The organism is Mucilaginibacter rubeus (assembly GCF_003286415.2).
GTDB lineage: Bacteria > Bacteroidota > Bacteroidia > Sphingobacteriales > Sphingobacteriaceae > Mucilaginibacter > Mucilaginibacter rubeus_A.
In genome coordinates this window covers 7311247-7335309 of record NZ_CP043450.1, presented here as the reverse complement: position 1 = coordinate 7335309, position 24063 = coordinate 7311247, and the positions used below count along the sequence as shown (strand labels likewise).

The window sequence follows — 24063 nt, the reverse complement described above, 5'->3', positions numbered from 1 at the left end:
TTTCGCTTTAAACGGATTAATACACTTTTCATTATACCTCTCCGAAAAAACTACAGTTCTACAATTAAACAGTAACTTCTATAAATCAGCTTCAAATAGTAACTTTGTTGTTCTTCAGAAATAAACAAAGAAGAACGTCATTGCGAGCAACGAAACAATGACGGGCTGAGAAATACCACATATGAAATTCCTGCGCTGGCTTTTAATTCCGTTTTCGCTTATTTATGGCCTTGTTGTGGGTATCCGTAACTGGTGCTATAACCGGGGCATTTTTAAAAGCACCGGGTTTGATATGCCGGTAATTGTGGTAGGCAACCTTGACGTTGGCGGGGCAGGCAAAAGCCCGATGACAGAATACCTGGTTAGGTTATTAAAGGCCAATTATAAAATAGCCACGCTTAGTCGCGGCTACGGCCGTGCTACCAAAGGCTTTTTGATGGCTACTGCCGAAAGCAAAGCTTCAGACATTGGCGATGAGCCGGCACAGTTCAAACATAAATTCCATGATATTGATGTAGCCGTTTGCGAAAAACGAGTGGATGGTGTAGAGCAGCTGAAAGACAACCATGATGTTATTATTTTAGATGATGCTTACCAGCACCGCGCGCTTGAACCGGGCATGAGCATTTTGCTTTTTGATTACAGTCGGGTTAACGAACCTCACTTCCTGCTTCCGGCTGGCAACCTGCGCGAATCATTTGGCGGCCGTAAAAGAGCCGATGTTATCATCATCAGTAAATGCCCTGCTTCACTAACCGATCTGGATCAGGGTCGTGTAATTAAACGCATCAAATCGTATCCGCACCAGTCGCTATTTTTTACTACTATAAACTACCTGCCGGCGCAAACTTTGGATGGCACAACCGTCGCCAATACCATCGACAGCCAAACCACCGTTTTTCTGCTCACAGGTATAGCTAATCCCAAACCTTTATTGGCACATCTCAAAAAGCAAACACAGCTGGTTATACATCATAATTATCCCGACCATCACCGTTTTAGCTTAAAAAATATCAGTAAACTTGCCGATGATTTTTCGGCCTGCTCCTCACAAAAAAAAGTGATCATCACAACAGAAAAGGATGCGCAACGTTTAGGGGAACAGGACCTGCTTCCGATGGTTAAAAAACTGCCCGTTTGGGTGCTGCCCATAGGCATTAGTTTTTTAAATAACGGGCAACAACAATTTGACGAATTAATACAAACATATGTTAGACAATATTGAAGGCACCGCCCGGTATATCAAAAACAAGATAGGCGACTTTGAACCTGAAGTAGGTATAATTTTGGGCACCGGCCTTGGCGGCCTGGTAAAGGAAATTGAAGTTGAAAAACAACTGATGTATTCAAACATTCCTGATTTTCCTATCTCAACATTAGAGTTCCATTCAGGCAAGCTAATTTTTGGTACGCTTGCAGGCGTTAAGGTTGTTGCTATGCAGGGCCGTCTACATTATTACGAAGGCTACAACATGCAACAGATCACCTTCCCGGTTAGGGTAATGAAATACCTGGGCATTAAAACCCTGTACGTATCAAACGCCAGCGGTTCGCTTAATCCCGATTTCAAAAAAGGCGACCTGATGATCATTGAAGATCACATTAATCTGCAGCCTCAAAACCCGCTGGTTGGCCGCAATTATGAAGAGCTTGGCCCGCGTTTCCCGGATATGAGCGAACCTTACCGTCATGACATGATTGAAAAAGGTTTGGCCATCGCCAAAAAAAATAAGATAACCTGCCATAAAGGCGTTTACGTAGCGGTAACGGGTCCTAACCTGGAAACCCGTGCCGAATATAAATATCTGCGCATTATAGGTGGCGATGCCGTTGGTATGAGCACCGTACCCGAAGTTATTGTTGCCAATCACATGGGCATCCCAACCTTTGCTATTTCAGTGTTGACTGATGAAGGTTTCCCTGAAGTGCTTAAGCCAATAACCCTTGAGGAAATCATTGCTATTGCGCAGGAAGCCGAACCCAAAATGACCCTGATACTTAAAGAACTGATAGCCGGTAATTAATGCGCCAAAAGCTCAAATATATTTTTTTATTACTGATGTGCCTGTCGGTGCAGGCTGCTTTTGCGCAGTATGGTACCCGTACCAATCCGCGCAACCTGCCTACCCGTGATACGGCACGCCGTCAGGAAAAACAGATGACCGACGATCAGCTACTGGACAGCTTGAGGCGTAAGGAAGAAAACAAAAAGGATTCAGTAGTTTTCAGTTCCAAATTTATCCGCGTTACCAATGAGCGTTTGCTAAACGACAGTACACAACTATTTAAGATTGATACCGGTATTACCAACTTTGAGATCTACAGTCCGCTGATTGATCCACGGAGTCCGCGCATTCATTTGGGTAATATTGGTTTGTCGCAACGGCCTTTGCTTTTTGAACCCAGCCGCACCATAGGCTTCGACCTCGGTTTGCACGCGCTTGATATTTACGCGCTTAAACCGCAGGACATCAACTACTATAATACGCGGGTGCCCTTTACCAGGCTTACCTTGTATAATGCTTTCGGAGGTTCGGCCATTCAGTTGTTTAATATTCTCCATACACAAAATATCAAACCCAACTGGAATTTCGGTTTTAACCTGAATTTCAACGGATCGAAAGGGTTTTACAATTACAACAACGTATTGGGCCAAAACGTGAGCGACCTTAACGCCTCCATTTTTACCTGGTACGAATCAAAAAGCAAGCGTTATAACTTGCTGGCCAACCTGTTGTTCAACAACCTTAAAGCACCCGAAACGGGCAGTATCCTTAACGATTCGGTATTTACGAGTACTAACGTAAACAATGCCTTTTCAAAAGACAGGGCTGCAGTACGCCTGCCTTACAGCTATGAAAACTGGAATGATAAAGGGCTTTACATTAAGCAATTTTATTATTTAGGCCGGATAGACAGCCTGAACAAGGGTAAGGATAATTCAAAGATCCTCCCTACGCAGCGCGTATCACATACGCTCCATGTATCAAACAGCAGGTACCTGTACAAGCAAAGCGGTGTTGATACCTATAACGTATTCCCCGATTATTACTACAGTAATAACCGGTCGCGCGATTCGACAGTGCTGACGCATATCCAGAATGAGTTTTCATACAGTTTTTACCTCCGGAGTAAATCGGTAAAGTTTGTAAAGAATGAGCTTAAGCTTGACCTTGGGCTGGTACACGATTTTTACTCGTACAACCAATATGTTAGCGATACCACGCTTAACGAGTACGGGGTAAAATACATACACCAGGACAAGGTGCAGCACAATACTTTCCAGGATATTACGCTAAAAGCTAAACTGGGCTATCGTTTCAGCGATCGCATTGCCCTTGATGCCGATTTCAGGCAAATAGCACAGGGCCGCGATTTTGGCAATTACCTTTATGATGCCAAACTCACCCTGGCAGGCGGTAATAAAACCGGAAAGATCATTTTAGAGGCTTACTCGCAAAACAGTTCGCCGCCGTTGGTATATAATAACTGGATCTCCAACCATTATATTTTCCATAACGATTTCAGCAATCAAAAAACTACCAGCGCGTCGTTCAACTACATTAACGATGCCTTGCAGATTGATTTAAAGGCCGAATACTTTTTAATTAGCAATTACCTGTATTTCACGGCACCAAATGGTGGTAGTGACGTGCGCCCGGCACAGCTTAACAGCTCCATTAACCTACTAAAAATAAGTCTGGGTAAAAACTTCAGTTACCGGAGCCTGCATTTTGATAACTATGTGGTATACCAAAAAACCGATTATCAAAACACGCTTCGCACACCCGAAGTTTACGCCTACAGCAACCTGTACATTAACAAGGTTTTACTTAACGTACTTCATGCCAGCTTTGGCTTAAACGGCAGGTATAATACAGAATACGTTGCACCTTCATATGCACCCGGCTTAGGCCAGTTTTATAACGGAGCTAACGTAACCTTCTCGTCGTATCCTATATTTGGTGTTTACTTTAAGGCTACCCTACAGCGTACCAACCTCTTTCTTGCTTATGATTATATTAATCAGCGCGCCTGGAGCAAGGGTTATTACACGGTTAACCGCTATCCTCAACAGGACGCTATCCTGAAGTTTGGCGTATCGTGGACATTTTATAATTAATCAAAACCCCTCAATATCATAAAGGCCCGAAATAAACTAAACTTATTCCGGGCCTTTACTTTTGGTGGCCTTTATCTTATCCCTTTAATTCCTCGCTAAATGTTAACCTGTTACCAAACGGATCATGAACTGTCATCATGATTGCCTTATCGTTCCATTCGGGTACTTCCAAACCGGGGCGATTGTATTTGTATTTTTTGGCGATGAGGTGCGCGTGGTAATCCCTTAGCTCGGTAAAATCATCGATGGCTACGTGGCTTCCCGGACTTGCATCGCCATGATGTTCGGACAGGTAAAGTACCACATCACGCAGGGAAATCTGGATGTATACCGGCACACCTTCGGGCTTGTGCTCCCAATCGGTTTTAAAGCCAAGCCAGGTAATATAAAACTCAATGGCCTTATCGTAATCAAAAATCCGGAGAATAGGTTTTGTTATTGACATAGGTAATTAATTGATGAACAAATTTAACGGAAAATGTGGCTGCTTTTATACTGCAAACGTGCTTGTTTTCAACCAACTGGCTTCAAATGTTAATAGATGTTAAATATGCCTTAAAGCATGCCCAAAATTAGGTTCCCACGCAACAGATACTGTACTTTCGTCGGCACATTTTGCCTCCTCGTCTATTACATTGAATGTGGGTTTAAAATGGGGCTACCTTAGCATCATATGTTTAAAAGGATAAAACCGGCGTTGATCATCGAAATTTGTATCCATCTGCTGTTTTGGGCGCTGATTATTTTTACGCCCATCATTTCCAGACCAGATATGCGTGGTTTTCCACAGCCGGCGTTTTCTCTGGGCCATATCATCAGCTTTAATTTTGTACTTGCCGCTGAGTTTTATCTTAATGCGTTTGTTCTCATCCCAAAAATCTTAAAAAGCAATATCTGGCTATATTTCTTCGCGCTGATAGCTTCATTTGTAGTGTTTAATGTGATACTGATGGAAGTACGACATTTTTTCCCAGTGCCGCATTTTCCGTGGATGGGCCAGCATCACCGGCCGCAGGGCCCCTACCTGGTCATTTTTCCGCTATTGTCCATCACTGCCGGCAGCTTCGCATACCACTACCTGGCCGATCAGTTTAAGGCCATCAACAAGAAAAAGGATATCGATAATGCTTCGCTGATATCTGAACTGGCCTTTTTACGGTCACAGATCAGTCCGCATTTTATTTTTAATGTGATCAACAGCGCGGTGGCCCTTTCAAGGTTAAACCCATCGGCAGTTGAGCCTACGCTTATTCAGCTTTCCAAGTTACTTCGCTATATGCTCTATGTAACCGATGCTGAAAAGGTTACGCTGTGCCAGAAGGAAGACTATCTCCGCAGTTATATCGAACTACAGCAACTCCGTTTTCGCGATCAGGTGAAAGTCAGCTTCAGCTCAGATATCAAAGCCCCTGAAAAATCCATTGAACCTATGCTGCTGATCCCATTTGTGGAAAACGCCTTTAAGCATGGCACAGGGGATATTGAAAAGCCTGCTATCGCCATCACACTGTTTAGCGATGAAAAAAACCTGCGCTTCAGCGTGCAGAATGTATACAATGCCACCGAAACCAATAAGGATAATGCCTCAGGTATTGGCCTGGCCAATGTTAAACGCAGACTGGAACTGCTGTATCCTGGTAAACATAACTTATATATAAATAAAAACGAGCAGGCATATATAGTTATGCTGCAATTGGAACTTAAATGATGCGATGTTTAATAATTGATGATGAGCCGCTGGCGCTCGACTTGCTAGAAGATAACCTGAAGCACGTTAACACCATACAGATAGTAGCACGGTGCCGTAACGCAGGCGAGGCAATCATAGCTATGCAAAAAGAACAAATAGACCTTATTTTCAGCGACATATATATGCCCGGCATTAACGGGTTACAACTTATCCGGAGCCTTACGCATAAGCCTATGGTGATTTTTGTGACCGCTTATGAGAAATTCGCGGTAGAGGGCTTTGAGCTTGACGTGGTTGATTACCTGGTAAAACCAGTGCCTTTAGACCGCTTTTTGAAAGCCTGCCATAAAGCGCTTGACCTGTACGAACTTCGCCGCAGTTATGTGCCGCAGCAACCCACAAGTAAAAACTACTTTTTTCTGCATGCCGATTACAACCTCGTAAAAATCAATTTTGACCAGGTTGAATACATTGAAGGCCTTAAAGATTATATCAAAGTACACCTCATCAATCAGCAAAAGCCCGTGCTGTCGCGCATCAGCCTTAAGGCTATTGAGCTGCAACTACCTCCCGATCAGTTTTTCCGTGTACATAAATCATATCTTGTAAATCTGGACCACGTATCTCAAATGCGCCGCGCACGTATTAAGCTTATTAATACTGAGATACCATTAAGCGATGGTTATCGTGATGTGATTAACCGGATGATAGGGAAGGTGTAAAACCATAACAAAAACCATGTGGTGCTGTTTGAGGTCTGCGACCTCGAACTTGTATGCCTGTAGTTTGCAACTACAGGTTTATTAAGATCATAATCTTTTCACCTTAATAGCCTGTAGTCACAGACTACAGGCATAATTATCCGAAGTCAGAGACTTCGGACAGCGACGATGATAGGGAAGGTGTAAAACCATACCAAAAACCAAGTCATTGCGAGCGAAGCGTGGCAATCGCACGGAAGCAAAGCCGCTCTGTATAGCATGCGATTGCTTCGTCGTTCCTCCTCGCAATGACATTTTTTTTTCCTATCTCTTACCCTTCTACAATAATCCACCCGGTAGCACACGAAAACCTGCCACTGCTACTAAACACTGCAACTACTCAAAAACCCCTGCCACACATCCGGCCAATTTGTCGACACAAAGCCTCTCATGGTCGATTTTATTTGAGGTGCTTCAAAACATGGTGCATTTTCGGCATCGAAAGAAAATATACCCCTACATGAAGAAATTTTTCCTATTGTTAATAACCTCGTTCGTGTTTTGCGGTATGGTGGCCCATGGTCAGCAAACGCAGCAAAAACTAAAAAAAATTGTAGTCAATCATTTTTTTTCATGCCCGCTTGATCAGCTCTTTGATACACTGGCTATGGATTATAAGGTCCGTATCGTATTTGAACGGGAGCCTTTGCATGAGATGGACGTAGTAGAACACTTTTTTGAAGAACCACTGAAAGAAGTAATAGCCAAGGTTTGCGATGAAAACAACCTCCATTACTGGATAGAATCAAGCGGAACCATCTACATCCTCCAAAACACCGACGACCTGGCCAGATTGCAGAAACTCAACAAGCTTTCCCTCCAGGCTTCTAACGCGGTAAAAGCCAAAGAAATTGAAGCGCCTAAAGTTAAACCCAAACATTTCCTGGTCAGTATTAACGGGCGGGTCATCGACCAGCAAACGGGCGAATCCCTCCCGTCGGCCACGGTCAAGATTCGGGGCACCGATCTCAACGTTATGACCAATGCCGATGGTTATTTCACCATGTTCAGGGTACCTTCGGATACATCGGTAGTGGAGGTATCGTACACTGGTTACCAGACAGATTATTTCAGGCTGAGCAGTGAAAAGCTGAATTCGCCGCTGATCTGTGGTTTGTATTCGTCGCTTAACAGCTTAAATGAGGTTACTATTACCGGTAAAAAAAGCGGTGTTATGAATACCGATAGCAGGCAGGTTGGTGTGTTACAGCTTTCGCCGGCCAACCTGGATAAGCTGCCGACTATGGGCGATAAGGACGTGTTACGTGCCTTTCAACTGATGCCCGGCGTAGCAGGTACCAACGAGTCATCATCCGGCGCTTATGTGCGTGGCGGTACCCCCGATCAGAATTTGGTGGTACTGGATGGCTTTACCATTTACCAGGTCGATCACCTTTATGGTTTCTTCAGCGCTTTTAACGCCAGCGCCATTAAAGATGTGCAATTATACAAAGGAGGCTTTACGGCCAAATATGGCGGCAGACTTTCAAGCGTTACCGAACTTAACGGCAAGGAAGGCAACAAGAACGAAACCAACATAGGTACCGATTTGAGTTTGCTCAGCGCCAGCGGTTACCTCGAAACCCCGCTGTCAGATAAGTCAACCTTGCTGTTAGCCGTTAGACGTTCATACCAGGGGCCGTTTTATAACAAGATTTTTAACCAGTTTAATCAAACATCAACTACCCAGGGTGGCGGTCCCGGTGGTGGTGGCGGCCGGGGTGGTTTCGGCGGTGGAGGTTTCGCCAACCAGATCACTCCAAGCTCTTACTTTTATGATTTTGACGCTAAATACACCTACAGTATCAGTCAAAAAGATAAGGTATCATGGAGCTTGTACACCGGTACCGATAAAACGGATAATAGCAGGCAGTTGGGTCTGCCATCTTTCCTGTCATCGGGCGGCAGTGGCATTAACATTACCGATTATACCAAGTACGGCAACCTGGGCAGTAGCATCAAATGGTTCAGGCAGTGGAGTAAAAAACTATACTCCAACAACTACATTACCTACTCATCTTATTTTAACGACAGGAACCGCAGCACTTCGGGCTTTGCTCAGATCGACACCAACGGCATCTCGCACACCCTAAGCAACGGTACCCTGGAAACCAACAACCTGAAGGATGTGGGCTATAAATCTGAATGGGAATGGACAGCCAGCAACAAATACAAACTGCTTTTCGGTGGTTTTGTGTCTTACAAAAAGATAGATTACGAGTATACACAAAACGATACCAGCAAACTCATTAACCAGCATAATAACGCGGTGCTGGCCGGTTTTTATACCGAGTTGGCTATCGATCCAAACAGTAAATTCCATATTCAGCCGGGCTTGCGTACTTCCTATTTCGGCCCTACATCCAAGCCTTATTTTGAACCACGGTTGTCGGCAAGTTATAGTGTTAACGACCGCCTTACCATCAAAGGTGCAACCGGGCAGTTTTACCAGTTTGAAAACCAGGTGATCCGTGAGGATATTTTGGCCGGGAACCGCAATTTCTGGGTATTATCCAACAACAGCAATATTCCGGTTGGTATGTCAAGGCATTTTATATTGGGCACCAGTTATGAAACTGATGAGCTTTTATTTAGCGTTGAGGGGTATTACAAAACACTTAGCGGCCTTACCCAGTACACCGTAAGGCAAACGCAACCTACAGGCGGCGGCTTCAGGATGGAGGCTAACCAAAATCAAACACAAACCGTTACCGAAAACTTTTATGAAGGAACCGGCCGGGCTAAAGGCGTTGAGTTTCTGGTGCAGAAAAAGATGGGGCGCTATACCGGCTGGATCAGCTATACCCTTGCCCAGGCCCAGAACAAATTCTCGGCTTTTGGCAATTATTACTATGATGCAGATCAGGATGTTCGTCACGAGTTTAAATCTATCAACATGTACCACTACGAACGCTGGAACTTTGCGGCAACATTCCTGTTCAGTACCGGTCACCCTTATACAGCTCCCCTATCCAGCTATAGCATTAAAACAGTTGATGGCAACAGCATTACTTACCTCAACATCAGCGATAAAAATGCCGAACGCTTGCCGGCCTATCACCGCCTGGATATGTCGGTATCGTATGATCTGCTGAAAATAGACGGGCATAAAATCGGTTCGATTGGTTTGTCGCTCTTCAACGTTTACAACCACGTAAACACCTGGTACCGCGAATACCAGATGCAAAACAACCAGGTTATTACCACCGATGTTAACTACCTCGGCTTCACCCCTAACGTTACATTAAGCTTAAGATGGAAATAAAAACATACATTCGATATACATATCTTGCATTAGTAGCCGCCTGCCTCATGATGGCATCGGCCTGCAAAAAAAATTCATCTGACGTAAACGCGGTGAACAAGCCGGTTGTTGAAGCCTACCTTGTTGCCGGTCAGCCGTTATCATTAAAAGTGTATCAGCAAAAGGACCTTACCGATACAGCTACTTACGGGGCTGCCATTACCGGCTTAACCATAAACGTGAGTAATGGTGCGCAAACCGTTAAACTTACCGAGGGCGCCAATGGTACTTACACTTACAGCGATACTACTTTTATAGCCGCTAACAAAATATATACTATGCAGTTTACCTACAACAACATTAGTGTAAGCGCGTCGACAATTATGCCGGGCAAGCCCGCCGGTTTTAAACTAACCGACAGTGTATTCCACGAACCTAACGCGCTTGATCAGGCTTATAATGATAAAGTGCGGGCAACTGTTACCTGGACAAACCCCGATTCGTTACAGCATATGCTGCTTTTCAAGAATATTGATAGCAATCCCTTCGAGATCATAGCCGTAAGGAGTAACAGAACGCCGAGCTTTGAGATTAACACCGAACGTGCTTCGATTTACAATATCACGCAAACCACCTTCAAATACTACGGCCATTATAAAGTGATATTGCTGAGGGTAAATGATGAATACATTAATGTGCTAACCAGTAACACCCGTGGCAGCTCGCAAAACCTGGTAAACACCCCAACAAATGTTGTTAACGGTCTGGGCATTTTTACCGCCATGCAGGCCGATACTTTAAACTTGAGGGTAACTACGGAATAACTCTATGTTATCCCCCGTCATTGCGAGGAACGAAGCAATCCCCGAGCAGCAGGTCCGCCCTGTAGAGTTCGCGATTGCTTCGTGCCTCGCAATGACGTTTTTTGATATTTCCTTCTTATATCCTCAATGACATCGTTAATTCTCCCTCCATTCCCCCCCCCTTTTGTCAGCCGATTGTAAACACCAGTTTAAACGCTCATTGTAAAATCTACGGTTTATATCATGTTAGTGTAACTTATACATTACAAATGCACTATTTGTAAAAAAATAAAAATTCAGCGTGTAACATTTAAGGTATTTTCGCCTCCAATTACCAAAATAACACTAAATGAAACGTTTTTACATACTTATTGCATTATTCTGCTTTGCGTTATCGGCCCAGGCTCAGTTTGGAGTTGGAGGTGGAGGCCCTTCGGTAACGGGCAGGATATCTGGTACGGTGATTGACTCACTTACCAAAAAACCATTGGATTATGCCACGGTGGGCTTATACCGTGTGGGCGGGAAATCGCCGATAACCGGTGTTTTAACTGATGAAAAAGGAAACTTTAAACTGGATAATGTAAAGGCAGGCACCTACAAACTGGCAGTTTCATTTATTGGTTATCCAACTAAATTTATTGAGCCGGTTACTACTACCGCCTCAAAACCAGATAATAAACTGGGCCAGATATTTATTTCGCCGGGAGCTCACGCGCTGAAAGAAGTTGCGGTAGTTGGTCAGGCTGCCCTGATTGAAAATAAGATTGACAAAATAGTTTACAACGCCGAAAAAGACCTTACAGCAGCCGGCGGTAACGCTACCGACGTGTTACAGAAAGTGCCGTTGGTAAACGTTGACATTAACGGTAACGTATCTATCCGCGGAGACCAGAACATTAAAGTATTAATAAACGGTAAGCCTTCCGGCGCTACATCGGCAAGCTTATCTGATGTGTTGAAAACTATTCCAGCCGATCAGATCAAAAGCATCGAGGTTGTAACTTCTCCGTCTGCAAAATACGATGCTGAAGGTTCGGGCGGTATCATCAATATCATCACCAAACAAAAAAATGTATCCGGCTTTAGCGGTTCGGTAAGCGGTGGTGTAGGTACCCGTCAAAATAACGGCAACGTTAATGTTAACTACAACAAAAACCGTTTCAGCTTAGGTATCAACGCCGGTGGTAACTTAACGTGGCCGCAAACCTCGTTGACCACTTTCGACCAGGTGATCAGCACACCTGCAAGCGGCAGCGATCCGGCTGTTGAGCTGCATAACCACAATAGTACATCAAGCAAAATTAAAAGGCATGGCGCTATAGGTTCGGTTACTGCGGGTTACGAGTTTAACGCGTTTAACAGCATCAACAGTACTTTCAGGTTAAACGATGGTGGTTTTAACACCAATGGAGGTGGCGATTACAACCGTACACTGAATGGCAGTTCATTAGATTATATCGGCAGAACTACCTCACATAACCATTTTGGTGGCTTTGACTGGAATATCGATTATACCCACAAATTCAAGAAAGAAGGCCATGAATTGGTAGTTTCTGGTCAGTGGAGCCATAGCGATATCACAACCGATTATACCAGCTTGTTTACCGCGGTAAACCCAAGCCAGGTTGGTGATAACAATGGTAAAAACAATGAGTACACCGGTCAGGCAGATTATACCTTACCGGTAAATAAAGTGTTAAAAATTGAAGCCGGTGCTAAAACTATCCAACGCCGCATCAATAGTAACTACGATATATTTAATACCGATGCAGATGGCAATAACCCGGTTAGGGACGCACTAAACTCAAACCTGTACGATTACAACCAGAACGTATACGCGGGCTACTCTGTGTTAACATTTACTTTGCCTAAAAGCTATTCCATTTTAGTTGGTGGCCGTATTGAAAACACCAGGATCAAAGGCGACCCGCAAAATCCTTTCCAGGAAGAAGGTAGCTCTGGTTTCCAGACACTGCAGCCATTTACTGCAAGCTATACAACTTATATCCCAAGCTTAACATTGCAGAAACAGTTTGGCTCAAACACCATTAAGTTGTCATACAGCAAACGTATTCAGCGTCCAAGCTTACAGTTTTTGAACCCCTTCATTAACCGTAGCAACGTACAAAACCAAACTGTAGGTAACCCTAACCTGCAACCTGAGATTTCACAAACTGTTGAATTGAACTACAATACATTCGTCAAATCATCGGTGCTTAACTTCTCGGTTTATTACAAACATACCAGCGGCCTTATTGAAGGTATAGCACAACCAATTACCGATACCATTAACGGTAAACCGGTTATTGCAACACGTACCACGTATTCAAACATTGGTATAAACAATTCAATTGGCGCAAGCTTCTTTGGTTCAATAAACCCTGTTAAACCGTTAACTATCCGCGCAAGCATTAACGCGTTTACTTACAGCCCAAGTCCGCAAGGCGTGTTTATTTCAAACTCATCGGCAACTGGCACATACCTGCAATATTCTGCTTTCGGCAGTGCATCGTACCAGTTCCCGCATAACTTCCTTGCCGAGTTGTTTGGTTTCACCAACTCATCACGCAGGACCATTCAGGGTACCAACCCATCGTTTGGCATCTATGCATTCGGTGTCAAAAAACAGTTTTTGGATAAAAAACTGGCTATCGGCTTCAACACCGTACAGCCATTTGCAAGGGATAAACACTTTGATCAAAATATCAACAGCCCTGGCTTTACACAAACCAGCTCAACAGCATTCCCATTCCGTTCATTCGGTATCACGTTTAGCTATAGCTTTGGTAAGTTAAGCTTCAGCAATCCTAATCAGCAGAAAAAAGGCGTTAACAACGACGACCAAAAACAAGGCGATCAGGCCGGTGGTCAGGGTGGCCCGGGAGGCAGGTAAGCTTCAAGAGTCAAGACTGTTAGAATAAAGAATCAAGAAAAATAGAAAAGCCGGAAGCGTACATGCTTCCGGTTTTTTTTCTGAATGGGAGCTTTGTCTGAACTCGAATTTGTTGAATTCAATGAATTGACAGAATTTTAAAATTCGATAAATTCCTAAAATTCGTTTGATTCGAGTTCAGACAAAATTCCGCTTCTGACTACTCCGCATCCACCTCAATCCCTATTTGTTTAAGCAATAACGAGGCATTGAAAGTTTTGCATTCGCCGTGTTTGATCTTGTAATCAAACAGCATTTCGCCGTTCACTACCTGGATATCGAAATAAAAGTTACGAACATAGTCAGGGTATTTAGTTTCCAGCTGGGCTATCTGCAAATCATGGGTGGCAACCATACCTACCGCGTTTTTACGGATCAGCTGTTCTATAACCGCTTTCGAGCCAAGGTATTTATCAACCGAGTTAGTACCACGTAGCATTTCGTCAATCAGGAAAAACACTTTAGGCTCACTTTCAACAGCACCTAACAGCATCTGCAGGCGGTCGAGTTCTGCCTTAAAGGTTGAAGTACTTTCATTGAGCGAATCTTTGATCCGCATGTAACTGATCATGGTGATCACCGAAACCTGCATACTTTTGGCGCATACCGGCGCACCGCTTAAGGCCAGCACGGTATTAATGCCTACTGTACGCAAAAAAGTGCTCTTACCGGCCATGTTTGATCCGGTGATGATATCCACCTTAAAAGTGTTATCCAACTCGTAGTCGTTCTCGATACGCTTAGCAACGTCAATAAGCGGATGGGCTATGGCCTGGGCAGTGAGGGTATAACCGGCCCTGTCATCAATTACAGGAAAACTCCACTCCGGGTAGTTAACAGCCAAGCCGGCAAGGCTCAGGAGCGATTCAAATTCGGCAATTACATCAAAAGCGGCTTCGAGGCTGTCCTGATTTTGGCGTTTCCAGTTTTCAATAGCAATGATCTGGCGGATATCCCACAGAAAAAACAGGTTGAGTACAAAGCCAACTATAAGGTTAAGGTGATAATTAAGCTTATTGATCAGTTGGCCCAGTTCTTTTATCCGGGCCGATGTTTTATCATTTTTTAATTGTTTGGCCAAAGAGTCGTTATAACCTGCCTGCCATTGCTGATCTTCAATACATTTAAACACATCGGCATAATTAGATAAAGTATCCCCTATTTTACCCGCAATCAAATCGGCCTTACGAATATAGGCTGCTTTTGAAAATACCACGCCCATATTAAACAGACCGATTGCCGTTGCCACAAGCTTTGCCGGTGAATAGAAATAAGCAGCTATCAACAACGCTGTAAAAAGATAAGGCGCTATTTTGGTATAAGCGGCAAGCCACTTTTCGCCAGGCATGTCCAGGGGAATATGTAAATATTTAAACAGGTTTTTAAGTTGATTAATATCCTGCTTTATGGCGAAAACAAGACGTGTTTGCAGGTCGAGTTTCCAACTGTTTTTAGCTGCTATTTCCTTAACAGCTTCCTGCCGTTGTAATACAATTTGCTTGCTTGCCGGGGCATTAAGCCAGCCCGCCAGTTTATTGTTACCCGGCGTAGTAGCTGTACGATTAATAAGCTGGTATAACGATGCGTTACCGTAGATATCCAGATCGGACGTATAAAAATGTTTGTCGTTGGCATAACGGGCACCATCGTTGTAAATATTGCTGTATGACTGGATACTGCCAATCTCATTTTCATTTACCTGCTGCAGGTCATCATAATACTGTTTCTGTTTTTCAAAAGCGCTCTGGCGCGATACCAGCCAGGCAAAAGCAAAAACCAGTAACACAAAGGCTACAGCTATGATGCTGAAATTGTCGTAGTGGATAGCGACGGCAATTGTTAAAGCCACCATAGCGAATATACCCAACCGCATCAGTGAGTAGCTATTGGCAAGACTTTTATAGTTAGCGGCTTCGGCCGCGGCGAGGTTTGCCCTTTGGGTATAATCTGTGATAATTGTTTGTTCCATTTGCAGATAAATTCAACCAAAATAAACACATATATTTTAAATAAACGTTTATTTGTTGCAGATATGAAGATCACGTTCCTTACCGTTGGCAAAACTGAGGATGCCTACCTTAAAGAAGGCATAGATAAATATGTAAAACGGCTAAAACATTATACCAAACTGGAACTTGCCGAAATTCCCGAATTAAAGAATACCAAAGCCCTCAGTCCCGAACAGCAAAAAGCTAAAGAAGCTGAGCTGATCCTCAAAAAAATCACTCCGCTTGATTTCGTGATCCTGATGGATGAAAAAGGCGCAGAGTTTACCTCAACCCAGTTTGCAGCTTATATCAACAAAAAGGAAGTTACCACATCGGCCAATCTGATATTCATCATCGGCGGCCCTTACGGCTTCGATAATTCCGTTTACCAACGGGCTAACGACAAGATCTCCCTTTCGCGCATGACATTTTCGCACCAGATGGTACGCCTGTTTTTTGTGGAGCAGCTGTATAGGGCATATACCATTATGAAGGGGGAGCCCTATCATCATGAGTGACCCGAACCATGATTTTTAGGATTTTAGGATTGCCTTGATGATTTATACGTAAAATCGCTTCATGCAATCCTAAAATCAAGTTAATCAAGGTTCAAAACATGAACAACAAATGAATCTGCACATCTAAAATCTGCACATCTGCACATTTTATCTACCTTTGCTAAATGTCAGCAGGTCACGATCATTCACACTCACATTCGCACGGGCATGGGCACCATCACCATGATCACGCCCCTAAACTCGATCATTTAAACTCGGCTTTTATTTGGGGTATTGTGCTCAACTCGGTGTTTGTGGTGGTTGAGGCTATTACAGGCTTTATTACACATTCGCTATCCCTGTTAACCGATGCCGGCCATAACCTGAGCGATGTAGCTTCGCTTGCGCTGGCCCTGCTTGCTTTTAAACTTACCAAAGTAAGCGCTAACAGTAAATACACGTACGGTTATAAACGGTCAACCATCATTGTATCCTTTTTCAATGCTGTGATATTGTTTGTTGCCGTTGGTTTTATTATTTATGAAGCTGTTATCCGTTTCATGAACCCCGAAGTGGTATCAGGCGGAACAATGGCCTGGGTTGCCTTTATTGGTATTGCCATTAATGCCTTTACAGCATGGTTGTTTGTAAAAGATAAAGATACCGATCTCAACATTAAAGGTGCTTATTTGCACATGGCTGTTGATGCCATTGTGTCCTTAGGTGTGGTGATATCAGGTCTTATCATATACTTTACCAAACTCTACTGGATTGATAGCGTGGTGAGCCTTATAATAGGTATTGTGATATTGCGCGGCACCTGGAGCCTGCTTATTGCCAGTCTGCGTTTGGAAATGGACGGTGTACCTGCCGAAATGGACTTGGATAAGATCAAAACTGAGCTTAAAAAAGCTAAAGGCGTAGTTGATGTACACCACATGCATGTTTGGGCACTCAGCACTACCGAAAACGCGCTTACAGCCCACTTGGTGATCAAACCCGAGTCCATGGCCGATTTTGATAATATCAAACACGATTTGCGTCACCGGCTGGAGCATCTGGATATCAGCCATAGCACCTTTGAACCCGAATTTTCAGAAGAGGAGTGCAAACAGCCGGAGTGTTTGTAACGCTTTTCGTTTCGAGTTAAAAGTAATGTCATTTCGATAGAGCACAGCCGCGGATTGTGCGATGTAGCGAAGGAGAAATCTTATACGCTTTGCAAGCGTTATCAAGCCGCATAAGATTTCTCCTCACTCCTACCGTTTTGCCCGACGGTTCGAAATGACATGGAAAATTTTTCTTAAAATCCCTGATTTTCTTATTTTTATGGTAAAACTATTACCTGGAAATGAGCAAAGCCAAAACTTTAAAAGTACTTTCTTTTATCACCATTCTTGAAATAGCGGGAATGGTAGCATGGCCGGTTATATTAGGATGGGGCCAGCTTATAGGCCCGGCCGGGAAACTGCTCTTTACAATTTTTCTTCTTCCATTTTTTTACTACATCGCTTTCCTCATATTTCTTCCACGCTACGCAAAAAGAGAAAAGGAGGATCAAAATATCGGTCTTATGATATTTTTAAATGTAATACCCATTATTGGGCTGCTTTATGTTTTGGATGTATTCTGATTGAGAGGAGTAATACCCTGGTTTAAAATAAAAACGATGAACTAAAGGAAATTTAGCATGAACGTTCAAGAACAAATCAAAGCGTATATCGCCGGTCAGCCCGAACCAAAACATACTGACATGCAAACTTTACACATGCGCATATTGGAGCTACTGCCAGGCTGCAAATTATGGTTTTTAGACGGCAGGGACAGCGAAAATAAAGTTGTTAGTAACCCCAATATCGGGTACGGATCATACACCATAAAATATGCCGACGGTACAACTAAAGAGTTTTATCAAATTGGCATCAGCGCAAACACAACCGGGATATCTGTTTATGTTTTGGGGATTAAGGACAAGACCCATTTATCCCAAACCTACGGAAAAGAAATAGGTAAGGCCAGCGTAACCGGATATTGTATTAAGTTTAAAGCGCTGAAAGATATTAACCTGAACGTACTTGAAGCCGCGATACTTTACGGTGTCGGGGTAACGAGCGAAAGCTAAATTTCAAAAACTAAGGTACTGTCCAAAACAACTTACAAATGTTTATTTAATAATTCTTGCTACCTTAAAGGCGATTATTTAACCTCTTATGAAATCAACCAGAAGAAAATTCATAACCACAACAGCGGCACTCGCAGCCGGAACAGTTACCGCATCGGCAATATCCCTGAAAGAGCAAAAAGAAGAGTGGCCAATAGTTCACCACGTATTTTTCTGGCTTAAAAACCCAGGGTCGGTTGAAGACCGTGATAAACTGGTGGCAGGTGTAAAAACCCTTGCTAAAATTGAAACCGTACGCAAGCTACGTGTTGGCATTGTGGCCAGTACCGAAAAACGCGATGTGGTTGATAATTCATGGGCGGTATCCGAACTGATGTTTTTCAGCGACCTGGCCGGGCAGGCAACTTATCAAACGCACCCCATCCACCTGGAGTTTATCAAAAACTGCAGTCACCTTTGGGAAAAGGTAATTGTCTATGATGCCCAGGATGCGTAGTTTTTAACAAAAGCTTAATCAAGTTACTGCAAACCAATCATTAATGTTGGAGTTAACTAATACAGTTAACCAAAACATTAAATGACATGAAAGTTAAACACCTGGCAATTTGCCTCGCTATTTCAAGCTTCACATTACATTTAAGCGCCGCCGTTAATCCAAAAAACGGAGGCGCCAATCACAAATCAACAACCGTTGCTCCTGCTGTTGAAGGATGGTATTTCAGGGCGGTAAGCGGTTATCCTGCCGCCATAGCCTTTGAACCTGTTGTATTATTTAAAAACGGCGAATATTTTGATATAGGCGATGAACCTCTTGAAACGCTGGATGTAGCAGCATCCAAAAGCAGTCGCCCGAAAGCCTGGGGAACCTGGAAAAAAAACGGTGCAACATTTCTCCTTACCAACAATGAGGGTAAAAGCCACGATTATAAATTAGGTGCAGGCAACTGGTTCCCGGCATATGCGTACACGGGCTCCGTTAAACTAAAAAAAGGCTATGAAAAAGTAAGTGGCGGCGATTATGGCAATGGTACCAATGCACTCGTGATAAAAAAGATAAGCTTTATTGACGATACCCATTTTGCCGAAGGATCAAATGGCGGCGTTATGACGCCGGGTGCTACTGCCTGGAAAAAAACAGGATTTAAAGGCGGTACCTATAAAGTTTACGGTAATACGATCGAACTCAATTACGGTAGCAAGGTGATCAAAAAATCATTCGCCTTTGGGGCTACAGGTTCACCCGCGCACCCAACCAATACCATGATATTTATTGGCGGTGATGCTTATACCGATACAGAGTAAAAGAAGGGATTTACTATAAAATAAAAAAAGCCGATTATTCGGCTTTTTTTGTGGCTTTTTTAGCTTTTGCTTTTGGAGCAGCAGGCTCGGCTTCCGGTTCAGCAGCTACTGTTTCGGTAACCGGCTCTTCTGCAACGGGAGCAGGCGCTTGGGTTGGATCGGCCTCTTCAAAAATTGGAAGCGGTTTTAATATCTGGAACCAGGCTATTACCTTTTTAATATCAGATGAGTAAACTTTCTCTTCATCATGATCTGGTGCTACTTCGTAAAAGAAGGTACGCAATGCTTTACCATCGGCTTTAACATCAGGTACGTTTGATGCTGATTTCATGCGCTCAAGTACATCAGTTAACCTGATATCATCTTCAACGCCAAAAATAGTGATCTCGCTTAAGGCAGCTAATTTAGCTGTAGAAAGGTTGGCTATCAGCTTTGTTTTTTGCGCGTCTAAACTTTCCAGCACATAACCGGTTTTGTTTTGCGCCAAAGCTTTCCATAAACCTGGTTTTCCTGATACTGATACAATTCCCTGTAAATTCATATATTTCTTATTAGTCGGATTGACGAAGCGGATGATTTACCTTAATAACAGCTAAATCATCCGCCCTGTCAACTATTCACTTAGTCCTCTATAACTTCGATGGTTAAAATCTTATCTCCCTGGCGAATAGCGTCAACTACCTCAACGTTTTCAATTACTTTACCAAAAACGGTGTGGTTACGGTCAAGGTGAGCAGTGTTATCGCGGCTGTGGCAAATGAAAAACTGCGAACCACCTGTGTTGCGGCCAGCATGAGCCATTGAAAGCACGCCACGGTCATGGTATTGGTTGTTGCCGGTAAGCTCGCAATCAATTTTGTAGCCAGGGCCACCCGCACCGGTACCGGTTGGGTCGCCACCCTGAATCACAAAATTAGGGATAACACGGTGAAAGATCACGTTATCATAAAAGTTTGATTTTGCTAATTTTTTGAAGTTAGCAACGGTATTAGGGGCATCCTGATCGTAAAATTCTACGGTCATGTCGCCTTTTTCGGTTTTGATTATTGCTTTGCTCATTTTTTTGTTTTTTTAGAAAACAGTTGGCAAAGGTAATAAAATTGAGGATTAAAGAAAAAGGTTAAAACTGAAAGGTTAAAGGCGAAAGGTTAATGAAAGTAAGGCTATTGCATGTACCTGTGGCCAGTAGCTAATTCCCCGTAGGGGATACCTGTTTGTAGCAAATAAATTATTAGTAGTTTGTGCACCGTTAGGTGCTACCCCCCTTTATAACGCGCATATTGGGTAGCACCTAACGGCGCAAATGATTCTTAAATATAATGTCCTACAAACAGGTAGCGCCTACGGCGCATTACAGGTGATACTCCATAACTTATCAAGGCGTAAACATCATGCAAAAGGTTTTCTCTTTGGGCGAATAGATAGCACCTACGGCGCATGCATGGGTGATGCCTCGTAACTTACCAGGGCGTAAACGTCATGGAAAAGATCTTTTCTTTGGGCGAATACGTGATCTCTCCCTTCCGTTTTGAATCAAACATCCTGATCTCTGAAATTGGCTTTTTGTAATCCTTTCCCAATTCGGCCAGCTGGGCAAAAAACCAGTCGAGCCCTTCCTGTTCGCCCAGCGTATTGGCAAACCAGGCCAGTTTCTGCAGCTCGACGAGGTTTACTTTTTCATCAGCAGTAAAAACGTAAGTCCACTTAGCTATCATCAGTTCATCGGGCTTGCCAATTAATTGCGCCTGGCTCCCGTTGGCATCAATAGCAACATAATTAGGTAGCAAACTAATATCCGTATCGCGTTTAAAAACAAGACTGCTATCAGCCTGCATAAGCTTTTTAATTAAGACATCGCGATTAAGGCGCATTCCCGGATTACCGCTTTGGGCCTTTGCAGATAAGCAGGAGATCGACACGACAACTGCAAGGAAAACATTTCTGATAATAACAGATAAACTCATTTAAGGCCAGGGTTAATGCCGCTATAAAACTAAAACAACATAGCCGATGCCCGAAGCCTTGATGTGTTAAAAATGGTTAAAATACATTAGCCGTTTATTCGTTACATTTGATAACCCGGCAATAATAAATCAACAAGGATTGTGAATAAATCATCAGGCAATAACTTTTCAGCTCTTACATTGCGTCTTTTACTTGTAAAGCTGAAATTCCTTTTACCTTTCGCCTTTTACCTTTTACCTTTAACAGCAAAGGCCGCATCTATATTGATCCCGATGGATGATGAGCAAAAAGACCATCTCAAATCATACGGAATCGCTTTCTGGGTGCTCAAAAACGGCGAGGAGGTCGACTGGCTGCTCAACTATCGCGGCGGGAGTTTTATGATGAAATACGGGCCCAAAGTTGAAGAGGAATGCAAAATCCGCGGGGTAAGCTATGAAGTTATTGCCGATGCCAAAGCCAATGAAATCATAACCGAAGTAAGCGACCCTTCAGTAAATATGGATTTGGTTAAACTGGAGAAAGCACCGCGAATGGCGGTTTATTCGCCTAAAAACAAACTACCCTGGGATGATGCCGTTACCCTGGTTTTGAAATACGCCGAAATTCCGTACGACCTGGTTTACGACGAAGAAGTGATCCACGGCGAACTGCCCAAGTATGATTGGCTGCACCTGCACCATGAAGATTTTACCGGCCAGTACAGCAAGTTTTACGGTGCTTTCCGTTACGCGCAATGGTATACCGACGATATCAAGATCCAGGAGGCCATGGCCCATAAACTGGGCTTCAGCAAAGTATCAAAAATGAAACTGGCTGTAGCTCAAAACATCCGCGACTTTTGCGCAGGCGGCGGCTTCCTGTTTGCCATGTGTTCGGGTACCGATACTTTTGATATCGCACTATCAGCCGCAAATACCGATATCTGCGAACGTATGTTTGACGGTGATGCCGCCGACCAGGACGCACAATCTAAACTCGACTTCAGTCAGACTTTCGCTTTTCAGAATTTCACGCTGGATATGAACCCCATTTCGCATTCATTCAGCAATATTGATGTTACCACCACCCGTCAGGTCGACCGTACACGTGATTTCTTTACGTTGTTTGATTTTTCGGCCAAATGGGATGTGGTGCCCAGCATGCTTACTCAAGATCATGACAAAGTGATTAAAGGCTTTATGGGCTTAACCACAGCCTACAATAAAAGTATGCTTAAGCCCGGCGTTACCATCATGGGCGAAATGAAAACCGCCAACGAAGCCCGCTACATCCACGGCGAATACGGCAAAGGCCAATGGACATTTTACGGCGGCCATGACCCTGAAGATTACCAGCACGCCGTAAACGACCCACCGACAGATCTTAAACTGCACCCCAATTCTCCCGGTTATAGGTTGATCTTAAATAATGTACTTTTCCCGGCCGCGAAGAAGAAAAAACAGAAAACGTGATTTTTGAAGCTCATTCCTAAAAATATGTCATTGCGAGCGAAAGCGTGGCAATCGCACGGAGACAGAGTCGCTCTGTATAGCATGCGATTGCTTCGTCGCTCCTCCTCGCAATGACATAGTTTTTACACTCGTACCCGTTGGTATACTATAACGGCCTCAAACAAAAAATCCCGGCCAAACTATGACCGGGATTTCTCAATATTAAAAAGCTTTCGGCTTTCCGCCTTAAGCTTTAAGCTAACTTAGCCAATTCTTCTGCCATGGCAGCGCCAATTTCAGCTGGCGACTCAACCACGCGGATACCGCACTCGGCCATGATCTTCATTTTAGCAGCAGCGGTATCATCTGCACCACCTACGATAGCACCTGCGTGGCCCATACGGCGGCCCGGAGGCGCTGTTTGGCCTGCGATGAAACCTACAACCGGTTTAGTACTGTTTGCTTTGATCCAGCGGGCAGCATCAGCTTCCATGTTACCGCCAATTTCGCCAATCATGATGATACCATGAGTATCCGGATCGTTCATTAATAATTCAACAGCTTCTTTGGTTGGTGTACCAATGATAGGGTCGCCACCGATACCGATAGCTGTAGTGATACCCAAACCGGCTTTAACCACCTGGTCAACCGCTTCGTAAGTTAAAGTACCTGATTTTGAAACCACACCAACGTTACCTTTTTTGAAGATAAAGCCTGGCATGATACCAATTTTGCTTTCATCAGCAGTGATGATACCCGGGCAGTTAGGGCCAATCAGGCGAGCATCCTTATCTGATAAATATTCTTTAACCGCAATCATATCCTTTGTAGGGATACCTTCGGTAATACAAACAATAACCTTAATGCCGGCTTCGGCGGCTTCCATAATGGCATCAGCGCCAAAAGCAGGAGGTACAAAAATGATGGATACATCAGCACCGGTTGCAACTACAGCATCTTTAACTGTGTTAAATACCGGCCTGTCTAAATGGCTTTGGCCACCTTTACCTGGTGTAACACCACCAACTAACTGAGTTCCGTAAGCAATCATTTGCTCGGCATGGTATGAACCCTCTTTACCGGTGAAACCTTGTACAATAACTTTTGAATCTTTATTTACGAGTACACTCATTGGTTTTTTCGTTTTAGTACGGCAAAGCTAAAGTTTTTGCCCGAATGTCAAACCTTATTGTAATCTAA

The 24063-nt window shown here is 43.7% G+C and carries 21 protein-coding genes; 15 read left to right on the top strand and 6 right to left on the bottom strand.

Going from position 1 to position 24063, the window contains the following annotated elements; translation table 11 throughout:
• The first annotated feature begins 181 nt into the window (after positions 1–181).
• From lpxK to DEO27_RS30185, 3 genes are read left to right on the top strand one after another with little or no spacing between them, the layout of a single operon-like run.
• Positions 182–1225, top strand: coding sequence for a tetraacyldisaccharide 4'-kinase (gene lpxK, locus DEO27_RS30195; RefSeq protein WP_112575813.1), 1044 nt, complete (start codon positions 182–184; stop codon positions 1223–1225).
• On the top strand, positions 1209–2024 hold the full coding sequence (locus tag DEO27_RS30190; protein ID WP_112575812.1) for a purine-nucleoside phosphorylase: 816 nt from the start codon (positions 1209–1211) through the stop codon (positions 2022–2024). The genes lpxK and DEO27_RS30190 overlap by 17 nt, the downstream gene beginning before the upstream one ends.
• The gene (locus tag DEO27_RS30185) at positions 2024–4123 is read left to right on the top strand and encodes a putative porin (protein WP_223818085.1); all 2100 of its coding nucleotides are present in this window, start codon (positions 2024–2026) and stop codon (positions 4121–4123) included. The genes DEO27_RS30190 and DEO27_RS30185 overlap by 1 nt, the downstream gene beginning before the upstream one ends.
• A 76-nt stretch (positions 4124–4199) precedes the next feature.
• On the opposite strand, the gene DEO27_RS30180 is transcribed toward DEO27_RS30185, so the two are convergent.
• A complete protein-coding gene (locus DEO27_RS30180; RefSeq protein WP_112575811.1) occupies positions 4200–4568 on the bottom strand; it encodes a glyoxalase superfamily protein in 369 nt (122 codons plus the stop codon).
• 228 nt (positions 4569–4796) lie between these two features.
• Here DEO27_RS30180 and DEO27_RS30175 point away from each other — a divergent pair, with 228 nt between their 5' ends.
• The 5 genes from DEO27_RS30175 (at position 4797) to DEO27_RS30155 (ending at position 13517) form a co-directional block, all read left to right on the top strand.
• Positions 4797–5831, top strand: coding sequence for a sensor histidine kinase (locus DEO27_RS30175; protein WP_112575810.1), 1035 nt, complete (start codon positions 4797–4799; stop codon positions 5829–5831).
• On the top strand, positions 5828–6535 hold the full coding sequence (locus tag DEO27_RS30170; protein ID WP_167443310.1) for a LytR/AlgR family response regulator transcription factor: 708 nt from the start codon (positions 5828–5830) through the stop codon (positions 6533–6535). Before DEO27_RS30175 ends, DEO27_RS30170 begins: the two co-directional genes overlap by 4 nt.
• Before the next feature lie 499 nt (positions 6536–7034).
• Positions 7035–9839, top strand: a complete 2805-nt coding sequence (locus DEO27_RS30165; protein WP_112575808.1) for a TonB-dependent receptor — start codon at positions 7035–7037, stop codon at positions 9837–9839.
• A complete protein-coding gene (locus DEO27_RS30160; protein ID WP_112575807.1) occupies positions 9830–10642 on the top strand; it encodes a DUF4249 family protein in 813 nt (270 codons plus the stop codon). Before DEO27_RS30165 ends, DEO27_RS30160 begins: the two co-directional genes overlap by 10 nt.
• 328 nt (positions 10643–10970) lie before the next feature.
• The gene (locus DEO27_RS30155; protein WP_112575806.1) at positions 10971–13517 is read left to right on the top strand and encodes an outer membrane beta-barrel family protein; all 2547 of its coding nucleotides are present in this window, start codon (positions 10971–10973) and stop codon (positions 13515–13517) included.
• Between the two features lie 199 nt (positions 13518–13716).
• On the opposite strand, the gene DEO27_RS30150 is transcribed toward DEO27_RS30155, so the two are convergent.
• Entirely contained in the window at positions 13717–15525 is a 1809-nt protein-coding gene (locus DEO27_RS30150; protein WP_112575805.1) for a MutS-related protein, read from the bottom strand.
• A 63-nt stretch (positions 15526–15588) separates the two neighbouring features.
• Between DEO27_RS30150 and rlmH the strand changes: the two genes are divergently transcribed.
• The 6 genes from rlmH to DEO27_RS30120 all read left to right on the top strand — a co-directional run bounded on the left by rlmH (position 15589) and on the right by DEO27_RS30120 (position 19465).
• Positions 15589–16062, top strand: coding sequence for a 23S rRNA (pseudouridine(1915)-N(3))-methyltransferase RlmH (gene rlmH, locus DEO27_RS30145; RefSeq protein WP_091218820.1), 474 nt, complete (start codon positions 15589–15591; stop codon positions 16060–16062).
• A 164-nt stretch (positions 16063–16226) separates the two neighbouring features.
• Positions 16227–17171 carry a cation diffusion facilitator family transporter gene (locus DEO27_RS30140; protein ID WP_112575804.1) on the top strand — a complete coding sequence of 315 codons (945 nt, stop codon included), beginning with the start codon at positions 16227–16229 and terminating at the stop codon, positions 17169–17171.
• A gap of 221 nt (positions 17172–17392) precedes the next feature.
• Positions 17393–17674, top strand: coding sequence for a hypothetical protein (locus tag DEO27_RS30135; RefSeq protein ID WP_112575803.1), 282 nt, complete (start codon positions 17393–17395; stop codon positions 17672–17674).
• A gap of 57 nt (positions 17675–17731) precedes the next feature.
• Entirely contained in the window at positions 17732–18163 is a 432-nt protein-coding gene (locus tag DEO27_RS30130; protein ID WP_112575802.1) for a DUF1801 domain-containing protein, read from the top strand.
• A gap of 88 nt (positions 18164–18251) precedes the next feature.
• Entirely contained in the window at positions 18252–18659 is a 408-nt protein-coding gene (locus DEO27_RS30125) for a Dabb family protein (protein WP_112575801.1), read from the top strand.
• A gap of 86 nt (positions 18660–18745) precedes the next feature.
• Positions 18746–19465, top strand: a complete 720-nt coding sequence (locus tag DEO27_RS30120; RefSeq protein WP_112575800.1) for a hypothetical protein — start codon at positions 18746–18748, stop codon at positions 19463–19465.
• Between the two features lie 34 nt (positions 19466–19499).
• On the opposite strand, the gene DEO27_RS30115 is transcribed toward DEO27_RS30120, so the two are convergent.
• The 3 genes from DEO27_RS30115 to DEO27_RS30105 form a co-directional block, all read right to left on the bottom strand.
• Positions 19500–20006: a DUF5606 domain-containing protein gene (locus DEO27_RS30115; protein WP_112575799.1), complete on the bottom strand. Its 507-nt coding sequence runs from the start codon at positions 20004–20006 to the stop codon at positions 19500–19502.
• Between the two features lie 80 nt (positions 20007–20086).
• On the bottom strand, positions 20087–20524 hold the full coding sequence (locus tag DEO27_RS30110; protein ID WP_112575798.1) for a peptidylprolyl isomerase: 438 nt from the start codon (positions 20522–20524) through the stop codon (positions 20087–20089).
• Between the two features lie 401 nt (positions 20525–20925).
• Positions 20926–21429: a hypothetical protein gene (locus DEO27_RS30105; protein WP_112575797.1), complete on the bottom strand. Its 504-nt coding sequence runs from the start codon at positions 21427–21429 to the stop codon at positions 20926–20928.
• Between the two features lie 273 nt (positions 21430–21702).
• On the opposite strand from DEO27_RS30105, the gene DEO27_RS30100 reads away from it, so the two are divergent.
• Positions 21703–22884 (top strand): asparagine synthetase B, encoded by a 1182-nt coding sequence (locus DEO27_RS30100; protein WP_121809047.1) that lies wholly within the window; start codon positions 21703–21705, stop codon positions 22882–22884.
• Positions 22885–23116: 232 nt separating this feature from the next.
• Here DEO27_RS30100 and sucD read toward each other — a convergent pair whose 3' ends face one another.
• Entirely contained in the window at positions 23117–23995 is an 879-nt protein-coding gene (sucD, locus tag DEO27_RS30095; RefSeq protein WP_112574480.1) for a succinate--CoA ligase subunit alpha, read from the bottom strand.
• Positions 23996–24063 lie beyond the last annotated feature (68 nt).

What these genes read in the sequence shown, in the direction of transcription:
- lpxK (WP_112575813.1), top strand. Translation starts at nt 182, where the DNA reads ATGAAATTCCTGCGCTGGCTTTTAATTCCGTTTTCGCTTATTTATGGC.
- DEO27_RS30190 (WP_112575812.1), top strand. Translation starts at nt 1,209, where the DNA reads ATGTTAGACAATATTGAAGGCACCGCCCGGTATATCAAAAACAAGATA.
- DEO27_RS30185 (WP_223818085.1), top strand. Translation starts at nt 2,024, where the DNA reads ATGCGCCAAAAGCTCAAATATATTTTTTTATTACTGATGTGCCTGTCG.
- DEO27_RS30180 (WP_112575811.1), bottom strand. Translation starts at nt 4,568, where the DNA reads ATGTCAATAACAAAACCTATTCTCCGGATTTTTGATTACGATAAGGCC.
- DEO27_RS30175 (WP_112575810.1), top strand. Translation starts at nt 4,797, where the DNA reads ATGTTTAAAAGGATAAAACCGGCGTTGATCATCGAAATTTGTATCCAT.
- DEO27_RS30170 (WP_167443310.1), top strand. Translation starts at nt 5,828, where the DNA reads ATGATGCGATGTTTAATAATTGATGATGAGCCGCTGGCGCTCGACTTG.
- DEO27_RS30165 (WP_112575808.1), top strand. Translation starts at nt 7,035, where the DNA reads ATGAAGAAATTTTTCCTATTGTTAATAACCTCGTTCGTGTTTTGCGGT.
- DEO27_RS30160 (WP_112575807.1), top strand. Translation starts at nt 9,830, where the DNA reads ATGGAAATAAAAACATACATTCGATATACATATCTTGCATTAGTAGCC.
- DEO27_RS30155 (WP_112575806.1), top strand. Translation starts at nt 10,971, where the DNA reads ATGAAACGTTTTTACATACTTATTGCATTATTCTGCTTTGCGTTATCG.
- DEO27_RS30150 (WP_112575805.1), bottom strand. Translation starts at nt 15,525, where the DNA reads ATGGAACAAACAATTATCACAGATTATACCCAAAGGGCAAACCTCGCC.
- rlmH (WP_091218820.1), top strand. Translation starts at nt 15,589, where the DNA reads ATGAAGATCACGTTCCTTACCGTTGGCAAAACTGAGGATGCCTACCTT.
- DEO27_RS30140 (WP_112575804.1), top strand. Translation starts at nt 16,227, where the DNA reads ATGTCAGCAGGTCACGATCATTCACACTCACATTCGCACGGGCATGGG.
- DEO27_RS30135 (WP_112575803.1), top strand. Translation starts at nt 17,393, where the DNA reads ATGAGCAAAGCCAAAACTTTAAAAGTACTTTCTTTTATCACCATTCTT.
- DEO27_RS30130 (WP_112575802.1), top strand. Translation starts at nt 17,732, where the DNA reads ATGAACGTTCAAGAACAAATCAAAGCGTATATCGCCGGTCAGCCCGAA.
- DEO27_RS30125 (WP_112575801.1), top strand. Translation starts at nt 18,252, where the DNA reads ATGAAATCAACCAGAAGAAAATTCATAACCACAACAGCGGCACTCGCA.
- DEO27_RS30120 (WP_112575800.1), top strand. Translation starts at nt 18,746, where the DNA reads ATGAAAGTTAAACACCTGGCAATTTGCCTCGCTATTTCAAGCTTCACA.
- DEO27_RS30115 (WP_112575799.1), bottom strand. Translation starts at nt 20,006, where the DNA reads ATGAATTTACAGGGAATTGTATCAGTATCAGGAAAACCAGGTTTATGG.
- DEO27_RS30110 (WP_112575798.1), bottom strand. Translation starts at nt 20,524, where the DNA reads ATGAGCAAAGCAATAATCAAAACCGAAAAAGGCGACATGACCGTAGAA.
- DEO27_RS30105 (WP_112575797.1), bottom strand. Translation starts at nt 21,429, where the DNA reads ATGAGTTTATCTGTTATTATCAGAAATGTTTTCCTTGCAGTTGTCGTG.
- DEO27_RS30100 (WP_121809047.1), top strand. Translation starts at nt 21,703, where the DNA reads ATGGATGATGAGCAAAAAGACCATCTCAAATCATACGGAATCGCTTTC.
- sucD (WP_112574480.1), bottom strand. Translation starts at nt 23,995, where the DNA reads ATGAGTGTACTCGTAAATAAAGATTCAAAAGTTATTGTACAAGGTTTC.